The sequence below is a fragment of the Pantoea sp. SGAir0184 genome, assembly GCF_043544755.1.
Genome location: NZ_CP028050.1, coordinates 991,719 through 1,006,353 on the forward strand (window position 1 = coordinate 991,719; position 14,635 = coordinate 1,006,353).

Genomic DNA, 14,635 nt, shown 5'->3' on the forward strand with positions numbered 1-14,635 from the left:
TCGAATTTCTGACGTGAGTAAAAAATGTTCTACCCGATTAACGAAATGTTCCAGACGCTGCAGGGCGAAGGTTTTTACACCGGCGTGCCGGCCATCTTTATCCGCTTACAAGGATGTCCGGTGGGCTGTAGCTGGTGTGATACCAAACATACCTGGGAAACGCGGGCGGATCGGGAGACGTCGCTGGGGGACATTCTGGTCAAAACCGTGGAGAGCGATGCCTGGGGCAGCGCCGATGCGGCCACGCTGATTGAGAGCATTCAGCGTCAGGGCTGGACCGCCCGCCATGTGGTAATCACCGGCGGTGAGCCGGCAATTTTTGACTTACGTCCACTGACCGAAGCGCTGGAAGCGGCCGGTTTTCAGTGTCAGATTGAAACCAGCGGCACGCATGAAGTGCACTGTTCCGCTGCCACCTGGGTGACGGTGTCGCCGAAGGTGAACATGCGGGGTGGCTACGATGTGCTGCCGCAGGCGCTGCAGCGTGCCGATGAGATTAAACATCCGGTGGCGCGCGAGCGGGATGTGGAAGCGCTGGATGCGCTGCTGGCTGGCCTGCAGGATGAGAAAAAACGCATTGTGGCGCTGCAGCCCATCAGCCGTGGCGAGGCGGCGACCAGACTGTGTATTGAAACCTGCATTGCCCGCAACTGGCGGCTTTCGATGCAGACACACAAATACCTGAACATCGCCTGATTCACCCGATGCGCACCCGGCGAAATCAACGCAATTGTGGCTGGTGCGCATCAATGCGCACCCTGTAAAACGCATTACACCGCAGGGTCGCCATTGATGGCGACCTGGCCAATGGTACCCGATGCGCATCAATGCGCACCCTGTAAAACGCATTACACCGCAGGGTCGCCATTGATGGCGACCTTCTGACCTTTACCGCGGCTGTCAGCCGCGATAGACGCAACCAGCGGTGCAGGTCTCTTTGATCATCACCGCACTCAGCTCAGGCAGAATCGGCTTCATCTCATCCCAGATCCATTTCGCCAGCACTTCGCTGGTCGGGTTCTCCAGACCGGGAATATCGTTGAGATAATGGTGATCGAGGCGATCGTAGATCGGCCTGAACGCCGCCTTCAGTTCGGCAAAATCCATTACCCAACCGGTATGCGCATCCACTTCACCGGTAATTTCCAGTCGCACCAGAAATGAATGGCCGTGCAGACGACCGCATTTATGCCCTTCCGGCACGTGAGGTAAGCGGTGGGCCGCTTCAAACTGGAACTCTTTAAACAGCGTGGTAGACATAATGGCTCTCAGACGTAAAAACCGCTGAAGTCTACCTGAAAAGCAGATTTTTCGCACCCGCCAGCGCTGAAAAGGGCATTTCTGCCGATCTGCCGCTTACGCCGTAAATTAACTGATTGAATTACGACAACTTTATTTACCACTTTTACTGGTTAGTCTGACCCAAAAAACCACTTAGTCATTTTGGTTATTTATTATGTCGAAGCCTTATTTAATCGTTAATATACAGGCCGGTAACCTACCCACTCTTCCGCCGCTTCCCGGTACGGATTTCTGACACTGGAATTTTTAACGCGATGACGACTCAGGCACCCCCAGCGATGCTTCCGCTATCCCCGGAGCAAATTGCGCGCTTACAGGCCGCGACCACCGATTTCAATCCAACGCAGCTGGCATGGCTCTCTGGCTACTTCTGGGGCATGGTTAATCAGGCACCGGGCACCGTTGCCGCGCCTGCGCCGGTCGCCGCTGAGGTGCCGGGCATTACGCTGATCTCCGCCTCCCAAACCGGCAATGCGCGCCGGCTGGCCGAGCAGCTGCGTGACGATTTGCTGGCGGCGAAACTGAGCGTCAACCTGGTGAATGCCGGCGACTATAAATTCAAACAGATCGGTCAGGAAAAACTGCTGGTCATCGTGACCTCAACGCAGGGCGAGGGCGAACCGCCGGAAGAGGCGGTGGCGCTGCATAAATTCCTGCTGTCGAAGAAAGCGCCGAAGCTGAGTGATACCGCCTTTGCCGTGTTCGGTCTTGGCGATACCTCCTATGAATTTTTCAGTCAGGCCGGTAAAGACTTCGACCAGCGTCTGGCTGAACTGGGCGGCGAACGCCTGCTGGATCGCGTGGATGCCGATGTTGAATACAGCGAGCTGGCCAGCGCCTGGCGGCTGCAGCTCACCGATATTCTCAAAGCGCGCGTGCCGGCGGAACCGGCAGCGCAGCTGGCAGCCAGCGCGGCTGGCAGCGTCAACCAGGTGGACAGCAGTCCTTACACCAAAGAAGCGCCGCTCACCGCCAGCTTTGCGCTGAACCAGAAAATTACCGGTCGCAACTCAGATAAAGACGTGCGCCATATCGAAATCGATCTGGGTGATTCCGGTCTGCGTTACCAGCCAGGCGATGCGCTCGGCGTATGGTATGAAAACGATGCGGAACTGGTGCAGGAGCTGCTGCAGCTGGTATGGCTGAAAGGCGATGAGCAGGTCGAGGTGCGCGGAGAAACCCTGCCGCTGGCCGAGGCACTGCAGAAACATTTTGAGCTGACGGTCAACACGCCGCAGATCGTCGAGCAGTATGCAGCCCTGTCGCGCAATGAGGCGCTGCTGGCGCTGGCGGGCGACAAGCCGAAGCTGCAAAGCTTCGCGCAGAGTTTCCCGATTGTCGACATGGTGCGCCAGGCGCCCACCGAACTGAACGCCGGCCAGCTGACTGGCCTGCTGCGTCCGCTGACGCCGCGGCTTTACTCCATCGCCTCGTCGCAGGCGGAGAGCGAAACCGAAGTGCATATCACCGTCGGCGCGGTGCGTTATGAAATTGACGGCCGTCAGCGCGGCGGCGGCGCTTCTACCTGGCTGGCCGATCGCCTGGAAGAAGATGGCGAAATCCGCGTGTTCATCGAGCATAACGATAATTTCCGCCTGCCGGCCAATCCGGATGCGCCAGTGATCATGATCGGCCCGGGCACCGGCATTGCCCCGTTCCGCGCCTTCATGCAGCAGCGTGAAAACGACGGTGCCAGTGGTAAAAACTGGCTGTTCTTTGGTAATCCGCACTTCACCGAAGATTTCCTCTATCAGGTAGAGTGGCAGAAATACGTTAAAGACGGTCTGCTGACCCATATCGATCTGGCGTGGTCACGCGATCAGGCCGAAAAGATTTACGTGCAGGATAAAATCCGCGCCAGAGGGGCGGAAGTGTGGCGCTGGATTGAAGAGGGCGCGCACCTGTACGTCTGCGGCGACGCCAATCGCATGGCGAAAGACGTTGAACAGGCATTACTGGATGTGGTGGTCGAACACGGCGGCATGGATCGTGAAACCGCTGACGAATTTTTAAGTGAGCTGCGCATTGAGCGCCGTTATCAGCGAGACGTTTACTAATGAGCGAAAAACATCCTGGACCGCTGGTGGTTGAAGGCAAACTTTCCGACGCCGAGCGTCTGAAAAAGCAGAGCAACTACCTGCGCGGCACCATTTTAGAAGATCTCGACAATGGCCTGACCGGCGGCTTTACCGGCGATAACTTCCTGCTGATCCGTTTTCACGGCATGTACCAGCAGGATGACCGCGACATCCGCGCCGAGCGCGCCGCGCAGAAGCTGGAACCGCGTCATGCGATGATGCTGCGCTGCCGTCTGCCGGGCGGCATCATCACGCCAACGCAGTGGCTGGCGATTGATAAATTTGCCACCGACAAAACGCTGTACGGCAGCATTCGCCTGACCAACCGTCAGACGTTCCAGTTTCACGGCATTCTGAAGAAGAACGTCAAGCCAACTCACCAGATGCTGCATGAAGTCGGACTGGATGCGCTGGCCACCGCCAACGACGTCAACCGTAACGTGCTGTGTACCTCGAACCCGGTGGAATCAGAACTGCATCAGGAAGCGTACGAGTGGGCGAAGAAGCTTTCCGAGCATCTGCTGCCGCAGACGCGCGCCTACGCCGAGATCTGGTGGGATCAGGAGAAGGTCGCCACCACCGATCAGGAGCCGATCCTCGGTGAGACCTATCTGCCACGTAAGTTTAAAACCACCGTGGTGGTGCCGCCGCATAACGATGTCGATCTGCATGCGAACGATCTGAACTTCATCGCCATTGCGGAGAACGGCAAGCTGATTGGCTTTAACCTGCTGGTCGGCGGCGGCTTGTCGATTGAGCACGGCAACAAAGCCACTTACGCGCGCACCGCCAGCGAGTTTGGCTATCTGCCGGTGGAGAAGATCCTTGATGTGGCTGCAGCGGTGGTCACCACGCAGCGCGACTGGGGTAACCGTACCGATCGTAAAAATGCCAAAACCAAATACACGCTGGAGCGCGTCGGCGTCGAGACCTTTAAAGCCGAAGTCGAGAAGCGTGCCGGCCTGACCTTCGAGCCGATTCGCCCATACGAATTTACCACCCGTGGCGATCGCATCGGCTGGGTGAAGGGCATCGACAAGAAATGGCACCTGACGCTGTTTATCGAAAACGGTCGCCTGCTGGATTATCCGGGCCGTCCGCTGAAGCGCGGTATCGCGGAGATTGCCAAAGTGCATCAGGGCGATTTCCGCCTGACCGCCAATCAGAACCTGATTGTGGCCGGCGTACCGGAGGCGCAGAAAGCGCAGATTGAAGCCATTGCGCGTGAGCACGGCCTGATGGAAGCGGTCACGCCGCAGCGTGAAAACTCCATGGCCTGCGTGGCCTTCCCAACCTGTCCGCTGGCGATGGCTGAAGCCGAACGCTTCCTGCCGTCCTTCGTCAGCAAAGTGGAGGAGATCATGCACCGCCACGGCGTCGGCGAAGAGCACATAGTGTTACGCGTTACCGGTTGTCCGAACGGTTGCGGGCGTGCCATGCTGGCCGAACTGGGCCTGGTGGGCAAAGCACCGGGCCGTTACAACCTGCATATTGGTGGTAATCGCATCGGCACGCGCATCCCGCGCATGTACCGCGAAAACATCACGGAAAACGAAATCCTCGCCAGCATCGATGAGCTGGTGGCGCGCTGGGCCAGCGAGCGCACGGCGGATGAAGGGTTTGGTGACTTCGTGATTCGCGCGGGCATTGTGCAGCCGGTGGTCGATCCCGCCCGTGATTTCTGGGACCCGGAGGCAGTATGACACTACCCGATCTCGCCAGCCTGAACAGCGGCAGCAAAGTCGATCGCATCATGGCGCTGGCGGAAAGCAACGTCCAGCTGGAAAAGCTCTCTGCCGAACAGCGCGTCAGCTGGGCGCTGGAGCAGCTGCCGGGCGCCTTTGTGCTGTCGTCGAGTTTTGGTATTCAGGCGGCGGTGTTGTTGCACATGGTCACGCAGCAGCGCCCGGATATTCCGGTGATCCTCACCGATACCGGTTATCTGTTCCCTGAGACCTACCGCTTCATTGATGAACTGACGCAGCAGCTGAACCTGAATCTGCAGATCTTCCGCGCCGAAACCTCACCGGCGTGGCAGGAAGCGCGCTACGGCAAGCTGTGGGAGCAGGGTGTTGAAGGGATCGAGCAGTACAACCAGCTTAACAAAGTCGAGCCGATGAACCGCGCGCTGCAAACGCTGGGTGCGCAGACCTGGTTTGCCGGCCTGCGCCGCGATCAGTCCGGCAGCCGTGCCAGCCTGCCGGTACTGGCCGTGCAGCGTGGCGTGTTCAAAATCCTGCCGATCATCGACTGGGATAACCGTCAGGTGCACCAGTATCTGAAGCAGCATGGGCTGAAGTACCATCCGCTGTGGGATGAAGGTTACCTCTCCGTGGGCGACACGCACACCACGCGCAAATGGGAGCCGGGGATGGCTGAGGAAGAGACGCGCTTTTTCGGCCTCAAACGCGAATGCGGGTTACACGAAGGCTGACGGGCGCAATTGCTGCGAGTGCGCATCGGTGCGCACCCGCAAAAACCGGCAGGATCTTACAACGTCGGATTAGCCAGCTCCGTCAGCAGCGGCTGCAAAATACGTACGCTGTCGCGCGTGCGCTGATGGATGCGCCCCGGCAACCAGTGGTCGATGTAATTCAGATTATCGCGCCCGGTCTGGTGGCGCACCGTACCCTCCGGAAAATGCGGTGAACGCGCGCGCTGCTGCTCACCGGCTTTATTGCCCAGCGCCCAGTTGGCCGCGGTGACGTCCAGCAGCGGAATCCCGGCTTTATCAAACGGATTAACGCCCGGGTAATCGTGTGCGGTCAGCACATGGCTGGCGGCCGTGATACCGTAACGGTGCGCAATCTGCAGGGCGCGCGCGCTGGTCTGCTTGCGTACCGCCGCTGGCGTATTCATGCCGTTATTAAAGTAGAGGCGATCGCCAACGATCAGGCTATTCAGATCGATCACCAGCAGCGTATCTTTCTTCTCCTGCACGCTCATGCGCGCCAGATAATCATCCATACCGTGTAAACCGGCTTCGCCTGCACTCAGCGCCACAAAGCGCACGCCATAGTGCAGCGGCGTTTGACTCAACGCCTGCGCCAGCTCCAGCATCACGCCCAGCCCGGAAGCGTTATCGTCCACGCCCTGCAATCGCAGGCCGCCGAGATTATTATCTGCCTCGTGCTGGCTGAGCGGTGTCCAGGTATCCAGATGGGTGACGATCAGAATCTCCTGCGGCACGCTGCCGGCGCGTGCGGCGATCACCGAGGTCGCCGTCACTTTATGGCGGCGCGTGATGCCCTGTTTCTCCAGCCAGTTATAGCTGGTATTAAACTGCCGGGTATTGCTCTGATAACCGAGCTGGGTGAACTGCTGCTGCAGATAATCTGCCGTCATCAGCTCGGCGGGGCTGCCGCTCATGCGGCCGGGGAAATAGGTGGCGATGTGACGCAGCTGCTGTTCGGCAAAGTGGCCTGGGGCGATCGCTGCAGCCTGCGCCAAAAGAGGCAAACCGCCGGCAATCAGTGCTGCCAGCACGCTGCGGCGGAGAGTGGCAAACATAGTGGTTGTCCTTTTCTGACATCCCGTCAGGGTAAAAAAATTCTGAGTTAGTATGAAACTGTGACGCCGCCTGCACAATTTGTATCGCTCCGAAACACCAGCAATATCATTTGTTAAGCACAAATTGTTATCAGCAATCCCGGTGCGTTATTCCATTTGGTAACTACTCATGCTAATTCGTAATTTCATCTGCCAGAAGGCGGGGACGTATAGTCGCGTTAACTTATTGTAAAACTAACAAGGTTAACGTGGATTACTTGCCTCTCTTTGCCGATCTCAAAAACCGTCCGGTGCTGGTGGTCGGCGGTGGCGAAATCGCTGCGCGTAAAATTGAGCTGCTGCGGCGTGCCGGTGCGCACGTGCGGGTAGCCGCGCGCGAGCTCGGCCATGAACTGCAGGCGCTGCGCGATATTAACGCCATCGAGTGGATTGCTCAGCACTTCGACGCGGCGCAGCTGGACGATGTTTTCCTCGTGATTGCCGCCACCGACGATAATGCTCTCAACGCGCAGGTATTTGATGCCGCCAATGCGCGCCACAAGCTGGTAAATGTGGTCGACGACCAGCCGAAATGCAGCTTTATCTTCCCGTCGATTGTTGACCGCTCACCGCTGGTGGTGGCGATCTCCTCCAGCGGCACCGCGCCGGTGCTGGCGCGTCTGCTGCGTGAAAAAATCGAAGCGCTGCTGCCCGCCAATCTCGGGCAGATGGCCGAAGTGGCCGGTCAGTGGCGCGACAAAGTCAAACAGCGTTACCACAAAATGTCTGACCGTCGTCGCTTCTGGGAGCGGGCTTTTAATGGCCTGTTTGCCAGCCAGATGGCGGCGGGTAACGTCAACGAGGCGCGCCGCACGCTCGATCGCGAACTGGAAAACACCTCCGATAATCAGGGTGAAATCACGCTGGTCGGTGCCGGACCGGGCGACAGCGGTCTGCTGACGCTGCGCGGGCTGCAGGTGATGCAGCTGGCCGATGTGGTGCTGTATGACCATCTGGTCAGCGACGAGGTGCTGGAGCTGGTAAGACGCGATGCCGATCGTATCTGCGTCGGCAAACGCGCCGGCGCCCATTCGGTGCCGCAGGAAGAGACCAATCAGCTGCTGGTGACGCTGGCGCAGCAGGGCAAGCGCGTGGTGCGCCTGAAAGGCGGCGATCCGTTTATTTTTGGCCGCGGCGGCGAAGAGCTGCAGGCGGCACAGGCGGCGGGCATTCCGTTCCAGGTGGTGCCGGGCATTACTGCGGCCGCAGGCGCAACCGCCTATGCCGGTATTCCGTTAACCCACCGCGATTATGCCCAGAGCGTGATGTTTATCACCGGTCACTGCCGCGCCGACGGCGACGGTATCGACTGGCCGTCGCTGGCGCGCGCGCGTCAGACGCTGGCAATTTACATGGGCACGGTGAAAGCGGCGGAAATTGCCGCCGGGCTGATCGAACACGGCCGCGCGCCGTCAACGCCAGTGGCGGTGATTGGTCGCGGCACGCGCCAGGATCAACAGGTGCTGACCGGCACCTTAGCACAACTCGAGGCGCTGGCAGCTGCCGCGCCGACGCCAGCGCTATTAGTGATTGGCGAAGTGGTGAATCTGCACGGGCAACTTGCCTGGTTCCAACATTCGGCACAGCAGGGGGCTCGCGAGTCCGCCGTTGTCAATTTGGCTTGAGGAAAAATTATGGACCAAAATCGTCTCACTCATCTGCGCCAGCTGGAGGCAGAGAGTATCCATATCATCCGCGAGGTGGCGGCCGAGTTCAGCAATCCGGTGATGATGTACTCCATCGGTAAAGACTCCTCGGTGATGCTGCATCTGGCGCGCAAAGCCTTCTATCCGGGCACGCTGCCGTTTCCGCTGCTGCACGTTGATACCGGCTGGAAATTCCGTGAAATGTACGAGTTCCGCGATCGCACCGTGAAAGCGATGGGCGCAGAGCTGCTGGTGCACCGTAACCCGGAAGGCGTGGCGATGGGTATTAACCCGTTCGTGCACGGCAGCGCCAAACACACCGACATCATGAAAACCGAGGGTCTGAAGCAGGCGCTGAACAAATACGGTTTTGATGCGGCATTCGGTGGCGCACGCCGTGACGAAGAGAAGTCGCGCGCCAAAGAGCGTATCTATTCGTTCCGCGATCGTTTCCACCGCTGGGATCCGAAAAACCAGCGTCCGGAGCTGTGGCACAACTACAATGGCCAGATCAACAAAGGCGAAAGCATTCGCGTGTTCCCGCTCTCCAACTGGACCGAGCTGGATATCTGGCAGTACATCTTCCTGGAAAACATCGAAATCGTGCCGCTGTACCTGGCAGCACCGCGCCCGGTGCTGGAGCGCGACGGCATGCTGATGATGATTGATGACGATCGTATCAACCTGCAGCCGGGTGAAGTGATTAAGCAGCGTATGGTGCGTTTCCGTACCCTCGGCTGCTGGCCACTGACCGGCGCGGTGGAATCCGAGGCGCAGACGCTGCCGGAAATCATTGAAGAGATGCTGGTCTCCACCACCAGTGAACGTCAGGGGCGCGTGATTGACCGCGACCAGGCCGGTTCGATGGAACTGAAAAAACGTCAGGGTTATTTCTAAGGAGACGCCGATGAATACCGTTATTGCCCAACAGATTGCCGAGCAGGGCGGCGTTGAAGCCTGGCTGACCGCGCAACAACACAAAAGCCTGCTGCGTTTCCTCACCTGCGGCAGCGTCGACGACGGCAAAAGTACGCTGATTGGCCGTCTGCTGCACGATACGCGCCAGATTTATGAAGATCAGCTGTCGTCGCTGCACAATGACAGCAAACGCCACGGCACCCAGGGCGAGAAACTCGATCTGGCGCTGCTGGTTGATGGCCTGCAGGCCGAGCGCGAGCAGGGCATCACTATCGATGTGGCCTATCGCTATTTCTCCACCGAGAAGCGCAAGTTCATCATCGCCGACACGCCGGGGCACGAGCAGTACACCCGCAACATGGCGACCGGTGCCTCAACCTGCGATCTGGCGATCCTGCTGATCGATGCGCGCAAAGGCGTGCTGGATCAGACCCGTCGCCACAGCTTTATTGCCACGCTGCTGGGCATCAAACATCTGGTGGTGGCGATCAACAAGATGGATCTGGTGGCGTACAGCCAGGAGACCTTCGAGCAGATCAAACAGGATTACCTCGATTTTGCCGCGCAGCTGCCGGACGATCTTGATATCCGCTTTGTGCCGATGTCGGCGCTGGAAGGCGATAACGTCGCCACCCCGAGCGTAACCATGCCGTGGTACAGCGGCCCGACGTTGCTCGACGTGCTGGAAACGGTAGAGCTGAAGCGCGTGGTCGACACGCAGCCGATGCGCTTCCCGGTGCAGTATGTTAACCGGCCGAACCTCGACTTCCGTGGCTATGCCGGTACGCTGGCATCGGGCGTGGTCAGCGTCGGCCAGCGAGTGAAAGTGCTGCCGTCCGGTGTGGAATCCAGCGTTGCGCGTATCGTCACCTTTGACGGCGACCTGCAGCAGGCGGCCGCCGGTGAGGCGATTACCCTGGTGCTGAACGATGAGATCGACATCAGCCGTGGCGATCTGCTGGTGGATGCCGCAGCCGATTTGCAGGCGGTGCAGTCCGCGACCGTCGACGTGGTGTGGATGGCGGAACAGCCACTGCAGCCGGGACAAAGCTATGAAGTGAAAATTGCTGGCAAGAAAGCGCGTGGCCGCGTCGAAAAGATTCTCCATCAGGTGGAGATCAATACGCTGGAAAAACGCGCGGTCGACAGCCTGCCGCTCAACGGCATCGGTCTGGTAGAAGTGACGTTTGATGAACCGATGGTGCTGGATGCTTACCAGCAGAACCCGGTGACTGGCGGCATGATCTTTATCGATCGCCTGAGCAACGTGACCGTTGGCGCCGGCATGATCCATCAGCCGCTGAGCGCCGCGCGCAGTCAGGCTGGCCAGTACAGTGATTTCGAGCTGGAGCTGAACGCGCTGGTGCGCCGTCACTTCCCGCACTGGAACGCGCGCGACCTGCTGGGCGGTCAGTAATGGCGCAGCACGACGAAAACGTGGTGTGGCATGACCACCCGGTCACGCGCACTGAGCGCGAACAGCAGCACGGCCATCGTGGCGTGGTGCTGTGGTTTACCGGGCTCTCTGGCTCGGGTAAATCCACCGTGGCCGGTGCGCTGGAGCAGGCACTGCACCGGCTGGGCGTCAGCACCTATCTGCTGGACGGCGACAATGTGCGTCACGGCCTGTGCCGCGATCTCGGTTTCAGCGATGATGACCGCAAAGAGAATATCCGGCGCGTGGGTGAAGTGGCGAAACTGATGGTGGATGCCGGACTGGTGGTGCTGACGGCGTTCATCTCGCCGCACCGTGCCGAGCGCCAGATGGTGCGCGATCTGCTCGGTGACGGGCAGTTTATCGAGGTGTTCGTTGATACGCCGCTGGCGGTGTGCGAAGCGCGCGATCCGAAAGGCTTGTATAAAAAAGCCCGTGCCGGCGAGCTGCGTAACTTCACCGGTATCGACAGCGTTTACGAGGCGCCGGACGCGCCGGAAATCCAGCTGGATGGTGAACAATTGGTTACAAAACTGACCGGCCAATTGTTAGACCTGCTGCGCCACCACGATATCATCAGATCCTGAACCGACAGCGGCAAATCTCACGGTTTGCCGCGCTTTAGCGTCAACAGGATCTCTATGCAGAACGTTACCCCCATGCTGGCACGCAAAGATGAACGCACCCCGGATGAGCCACGCTCATCGCTGCCGGGCGGCGTGATCGGCTTTCTCTCGTACTGGTGTGCGCTGGGCATCCCGTTTCTGCTGTACGGCTCTAACACGCTGTTTTTCTTTCTCTACACCTGGCCTTTTTTCCTCGCGCTGCTGCCGGTTTCGGTGCTGATTGGCATCGTGCTCAGCCTGATGCTGCGTGGCCGGCTGTGGTGGAGCGGCCTGATTACCGCCCTGGTGGTGGTGTGCCTGTTCTGGCTGCTGTTCTCCTTTCTCTCCGGCTGGTAATCCGGCGCTGATGTGCAAACGCATCGGCAGGTTACAAAACTTTACCTGCCGTCCGGTGCTTTCCCCGTCATTATTTGTCCAGACAAATCTGCTTGCGCGCCATTTTCGCTGCCGCAGTGGAGTCCGGCGTCAAGTTATGGGATGATTGAGCCGTTTTTCAGGGGGCGGGGATGGGAAAACTGACGTTACTGCTGCTCGTGCTGCTGGGATGGTTGCAATACTCCCTGTGGCTGGGCAAGAACGGTATCCATGATTACACGCGCGTCAGCGAAGACGTGGCGTCACAACAGGCGAATAACGCCAAACTCAAAGCGCGTAACGATCAGCTGTTTGCCGAAATTGACGATCTCAATGGCGGTTCAGAGGCGATTGAGGAACGCGCACGCAGCGAGCTGGGCATGATCAGGCCTGGCGAGACTTTCTATCGTCTGGTGCCAGACCAAAACAAACGTAATGCGCAACAAGCGGCGCAAAATCAACAACGATAAACCATGAATCAGCTCTCTTCCTCTGCGGATGTGATTGCCGTGGTGCCGGCTGCCGGTATCGGCAGCCGCATGCAGGCCGCCTGTCCGAAGCAGTATCTCACTATCGGTCCATTAACCCTGCTCGAACACAGCGTGGCGCGCCTGCTGGCGCATCCGGCGGTAAAGCAGGTGGTGGTGCCAGTCAGCCCGGATGACGGCTGGTTCGATAGCCTGCCGCTGGCGCAGGATGCACGTGTGCTGCGCGTCACCGGCGGCGAAACCCGCGCCGAATCGGTGCTGGCCGGATTACAGACCATCCGCCACAGCGCCTGGGTGCTGGTGCACGACGCGGCGCGGCCGTGTCTGCATCCCGATGATTTAGCGCGTCTGCTGGCGGTGCGTGAGCACAGCAAAGTCGGCGCGATTCTGGCGGCACCGGTGCGCGACACCATGAAGCGCGCGGAGCCCGGCAAAGGTGCCATTGCGCATACCGTTGAACGCGATGACTTATGGCATGCGCTGACGCCGCAGTTTTTCCCGCATGCGCTGCTGACCGCCTGCCTGACGCGCGCGCTCAATGAAGGCGCGACCATCACCGATGAAGCCTCGGCGCTGGAGTATTGCGGTTATCATCCTGAGCTGGTCAGCGGACGCAGCGACAATATTAAGGTAACGCGGCCGGAAGATCTGGCGCTGGCGGCCTTCTATCTCACTCAGATTCAGTTAAAGGAGCACGCATGATGCGTATCGGTCACGGTTTTGACGTGCACGCGTTTGGCGGCGAAGGTCCGCTGGTGATTGGCGGGGTGCGTATTCCCTTCGAACAGGGCTTTATTGCGCATTCTGACGGCGATGTGGCGCTGCATGCGCTGACCGACGCGCTGCTGGGTGCGGTGGCGATGGGCGATATTGGCAAACTGTTCCCGGACACCGATCCGGCATTCAAAGGCGCCGACAGCCGCGGTTTGCTGCGCGAAGCCTGGCGCCGCATCCAGCAGAAGGGCTACCGCATCGGCAACGTCGATGTCACCATCATCGCTCAGGCACCGAAAATGCTGCCGCACGTGCCGCAGATGCGCGTCAACATCGCCGAAGATCTCGGTTGCCACATGGATGATGTCAACGTCAAAGCCACCACCACCGAGAAGCTGGGCTTCACCGGTCGCGGTGAAGGCATCGCCTGCGAAGCCGTGGCGCTGCTGGTGAAGGCCGATCGGGCATGAGTGAACTGCTCTACCTGCACGGCGTACCCGCTGCTACCGGGGTGATCAAAGCCAGTCCCGAAGATTTCGTAGTGATTGAAGATCTCGGCTATCCCTATGATGGCGAAGGCGAACAGCTGCTGGTGCGCATCCGCAAAATTGGCTGCAACACGCGTTTTGTCGCTGAGGCAATCGCCAAATTCCTCGGCGTGCATCAGCGCGATCTCAGCTATGCCGGCATGAAAGATCGCCACGCGGTCACCGAGCAGACGCTGTGCTTCCGCGTGCCGGGCACGGCGATGCCCAACCTTGCCGGCTTCCAGCTGGAAGGCGTAGAGATCCTGCAGGTGATTCGCCACAAGCGTAAACTGCGCACCGGCGCGCTGGCGGGCAATGCGTTTCGTCTGGTGGTACGTCAGGTGTCCGATCGCGCGCAGGTGGAATCGCGGCTGCAGCGAATTCAGCAGCAGGGCGTGCCCAACTACTTTGGCGAACAGCGCTTTGGCCGCGGCGGCAATAACCTGACGCAGGCGCGCCTGTGGGCAGAGGAGAAATTCCGTCCACGCGACCGCAGTATGAAAGGCATTCTGCTGTCGGCGGCGCGCAGCCAGCTGTTCAATCAGCTGACCAGCGCGCGTCTGCAGCGTGACGGTGCGCTGGATCGCGTGCAGCCCGGTGATGCGCTACAGCTCAGCGGGCGCGGCAGCTGGTTTGTTGCTCAGACGGAAGAGTTACATGCGCTGCAGCAGCGTGTGGATAACCACGAGCTGCGCATCACCGCGCCGCTGGCCGGGCGCGGCGAGCCGGGCACCCAGGGCGAAACGCTGGCGTTTGAACAGCAGCAGCTGGCGGGCGCGGCCGATCTGCTCGGCCTGCTGGAGCGTGAACGCGTCGATGCCGCGCGGCGCGCCATGCTGGTGGTGCCGAAAGATCTGCAATGGAACTGGTGGGATGACGTCACGCTCGAGCTGCAGTTCTGGCTGCCGGCCGGCAGTTTTGCCACCAGCGTAGTGCGTGAGCTGCTGAGCAACGGCGTGGCGGCCCCGCTCGGCGACGAATAAGCGAACCCGGCGACC

The 14,635-nt window shown here is 59.6% G+C and carries 15 protein-coding genes; 13 read left to right on the top strand and 2 right to left on the bottom strand.

What is annotated here, in order from left to right; genetic code table 11:
* Nucleotides 1–24 precede the first annotated feature (24 nt).
* On the top strand, nt 25–696 hold the full coding sequence (gene queE, locus C1N60_RS04445; RefSeq protein ID WP_021507361.1) for a 7-carboxy-7-deazaguanine synthase QueE: 672 nt from the start codon (nt 25–27) through the stop codon (nt 694–696).
* Between the two features lie 204 nt (nt 697–900).
* Here the strand turns inward: queE and queD are convergent, their stop codons facing one another.
* Nucleotides 901–1,263 carry a 6-carboxytetrahydropterin synthase QueD gene (gene queD, locus C1N60_RS04450; RefSeq protein WP_176428100.1) on the bottom strand — a complete coding sequence of 121 codons (363 nt, stop codon included), beginning with the start codon at nt 1,261–1,263 and terminating at the stop codon, nt 901–903.
* A 293-nt stretch (nt 1,264–1,556) separates the two neighbouring features.
* Between queD and cysJ the strand changes: the two genes are divergently transcribed.
* The 3 genes from cysJ to C1N60_RS04465 are packed head-to-tail and all read left to right on the top strand — an operon-like array spanning nt 1,557 to nt 5,814.
* Nucleotides 1,557–3,359, top strand: a complete 1,803-nt coding sequence (cysJ, locus tag C1N60_RS04455) for an NADPH-dependent assimilatory sulfite reductase flavoprotein subunit (RefSeq protein ID WP_059010908.1) — start codon at nt 1,557–1,559, stop codon at nt 3,357–3,359.
* Nucleotides 3,359–5,083: an assimilatory sulfite reductase (NADPH) hemoprotein subunit gene (gene cysI, locus C1N60_RS04460; RefSeq protein WP_021507358.1), complete on the top strand. Its 1,725-nt coding sequence runs from the start codon at nt 3,359–3,361 to the stop codon at nt 5,081–5,083. Before cysJ ends, cysI begins: the two co-directional genes overlap by 1 nt.
* Nucleotides 5,080–5,814, top strand: coding sequence for a phosphoadenylyl-sulfate reductase (locus C1N60_RS04465; RefSeq protein ID WP_058759741.1), 735 nt, complete (start codon nt 5,080–5,082; stop codon nt 5,812–5,814). Before cysI ends, C1N60_RS04465 begins: the two co-directional genes overlap by 4 nt.
* A 56-nt stretch (nt 5,815–5,870) precedes the next feature.
* Here the strand turns inward: C1N60_RS04465 and C1N60_RS04470 are convergent, their stop codons facing one another.
* Entirely contained in the window at nt 5,871–6,890 is a 1,020-nt protein-coding gene (locus C1N60_RS04470; RefSeq protein WP_394521447.1) for an aminopeptidase, read from the bottom strand.
* Nucleotides 6,891–7,138: 248 nt separating this feature from the next.
* On the opposite strand from C1N60_RS04470, the gene cysG reads away from it, so the two are divergent.
* From cysG to truD, 9 genes are all read left to right on the top strand, one after another.
* Complete coding sequence (cysG, locus tag C1N60_RS04475) at nt 7,139–8,554, top strand: siroheme synthase CysG (protein ID WP_264250848.1); 1,416 nt, start codon at nt 7,139–7,141, stop codon at nt 8,552–8,554.
* A 9-nt stretch (nt 8,555–8,563) separates the two neighbouring features.
* Nucleotides 8,564–9,472 carry a sulfate adenylyltransferase subunit CysD gene (gene cysD, locus C1N60_RS04480; protein ID WP_021507354.1) on the top strand — a complete coding sequence of 303 codons (909 nt, stop codon included), beginning with the start codon at nt 8,564–8,566 and terminating at the stop codon, nt 9,470–9,472.
* Between the two features lie 10 nt (nt 9,473–9,482).
* Complete coding sequence (gene cysN, locus C1N60_RS04485; RefSeq protein ID WP_058771479.1) at nt 9,483–10,910, top strand: sulfate adenylyltransferase subunit CysN; 1,428 nt, start codon at nt 9,483–9,485, stop codon at nt 10,908–10,910.
* Nucleotides 10,910–11,515, top strand: coding sequence for an adenylyl-sulfate kinase (cysC, locus tag C1N60_RS04490; RefSeq protein ID WP_058775993.1), 606 nt, complete (start codon nt 10,910–10,912; stop codon nt 11,513–11,515). The genes cysN and cysC overlap by 1 nt, the downstream gene beginning before the upstream one ends.
* 54 nt (nt 11,516–11,569) lie before the next feature.
* The gene (locus tag C1N60_RS04495) at nt 11,570–11,890 is read left to right on the top strand and encodes a DUF3561 family protein (protein ID WP_021507351.1); all 321 of its coding nucleotides are present in this window, start codon (nt 11,570–11,572) and stop codon (nt 11,888–11,890) included.
* 170 nt (nt 11,891–12,060) lie between these two features.
* Nucleotides 12,061–12,378: a cell division protein FtsB gene (ftsB, locus tag C1N60_RS04500; protein ID WP_021507350.1), complete on the top strand. Its 318-nt coding sequence runs from the start codon at nt 12,061–12,063 to the stop codon at nt 12,376–12,378.
* A gap of 3 nt (nt 12,379–12,381) precedes the next feature.
* A complete protein-coding gene (gene ispD / locus C1N60_RS04505; RefSeq protein ID WP_021507349.1) occupies nt 12,382–13,098 on the top strand; it encodes a 2-C-methyl-D-erythritol 4-phosphate cytidylyltransferase in 717 nt (238 codons plus the stop codon).
* Nucleotides 13,098–13,580, top strand: coding sequence for a 2-C-methyl-D-erythritol 2,4-cyclodiphosphate synthase (gene ispF / locus C1N60_RS04510; protein ID WP_031279680.1), 483 nt, complete (start codon nt 13,098–13,100; stop codon nt 13,578–13,580). Before ispD ends, ispF begins: the two co-directional genes overlap by 1 nt.
* Nucleotides 13,577–14,620, top strand: a complete 1,044-nt coding sequence (gene truD / locus C1N60_RS04515) for a tRNA pseudouridine(13) synthase TruD (protein WP_394521448.1) — start codon at nt 13,577–13,579, stop codon at nt 14,618–14,620. Before ispF ends, truD begins: the two co-directional genes overlap by 4 nt.
* Nucleotides 14,621–14,635 lie beyond the last annotated feature (15 nt).

Excerpts from the sequence above, each read along its gene's own strand:
- C1N60_RS04465 (WP_058759741.1), top strand. The coding sequence starts at position 5,080 with ATGACACTACCCGATCTCGCCAGCCTGAACAGCGGCAGCAAAGTCGAT.
- cysD (WP_021507354.1), top strand. The coding sequence starts at position 8,564 with ATGGACCAAAATCGTCTCACTCATCTGCGCCAGCTGGAGGCAGAGAGT.
- queE (WP_021507361.1), top strand. The coding sequence starts at position 25 with ATGTTCTACCCGATTAACGAAATGTTCCAGACGCTGCAGGGCGAAGGT.
- ispF (WP_031279680.1), top strand. The coding sequence starts at position 13,098 with ATGCGTATCGGTCACGGTTTTGACGTGCACGCGTTTGGCGGCGAAGGT.
- cysI (WP_021507358.1), top strand. The coding sequence starts at position 3,359 with ATGAGCGAAAAACATCCTGGACCGCTGGTGGTTGAAGGCAAACTTTCC.
- truD (WP_394521448.1), top strand. The coding sequence starts at position 13,577 with ATGAGTGAACTGCTCTACCTGCACGGCGTACCCGCTGCTACCGGGGTG.
- C1N60_RS04470 (WP_394521447.1), bottom strand. The coding sequence starts at position 6,890 with ATGTTTGCCACTCTCCGCCGCAGCGTGCTGGCAGCACTGATTGCCGGC.
- C1N60_RS04495 (WP_021507351.1), top strand. The coding sequence starts at position 11,570 with ATGCAGAACGTTACCCCCATGCTGGCACGCAAAGATGAACGCACCCCG.
- ftsB (WP_021507350.1), top strand. The coding sequence starts at position 12,061 with ATGGGAAAACTGACGTTACTGCTGCTCGTGCTGCTGGGATGGTTGCAA.
- cysC (WP_058775993.1), top strand. The coding sequence starts at position 10,910 with ATGGCGCAGCACGACGAAAACGTGGTGTGGCATGACCACCCGGTCACG.
- cysJ (WP_059010908.1), top strand. The coding sequence starts at position 1,557 with ATGACGACTCAGGCACCCCCAGCGATGCTTCCGCTATCCCCGGAGCAA.
- ispD (WP_021507349.1), top strand. The coding sequence starts at position 12,382 with ATGAATCAGCTCTCTTCCTCTGCGGATGTGATTGCCGTGGTGCCGGCT.
- cysN (WP_058771479.1), top strand. The coding sequence starts at position 9,483 with ATGAATACCGTTATTGCCCAACAGATTGCCGAGCAGGGCGGCGTTGAA.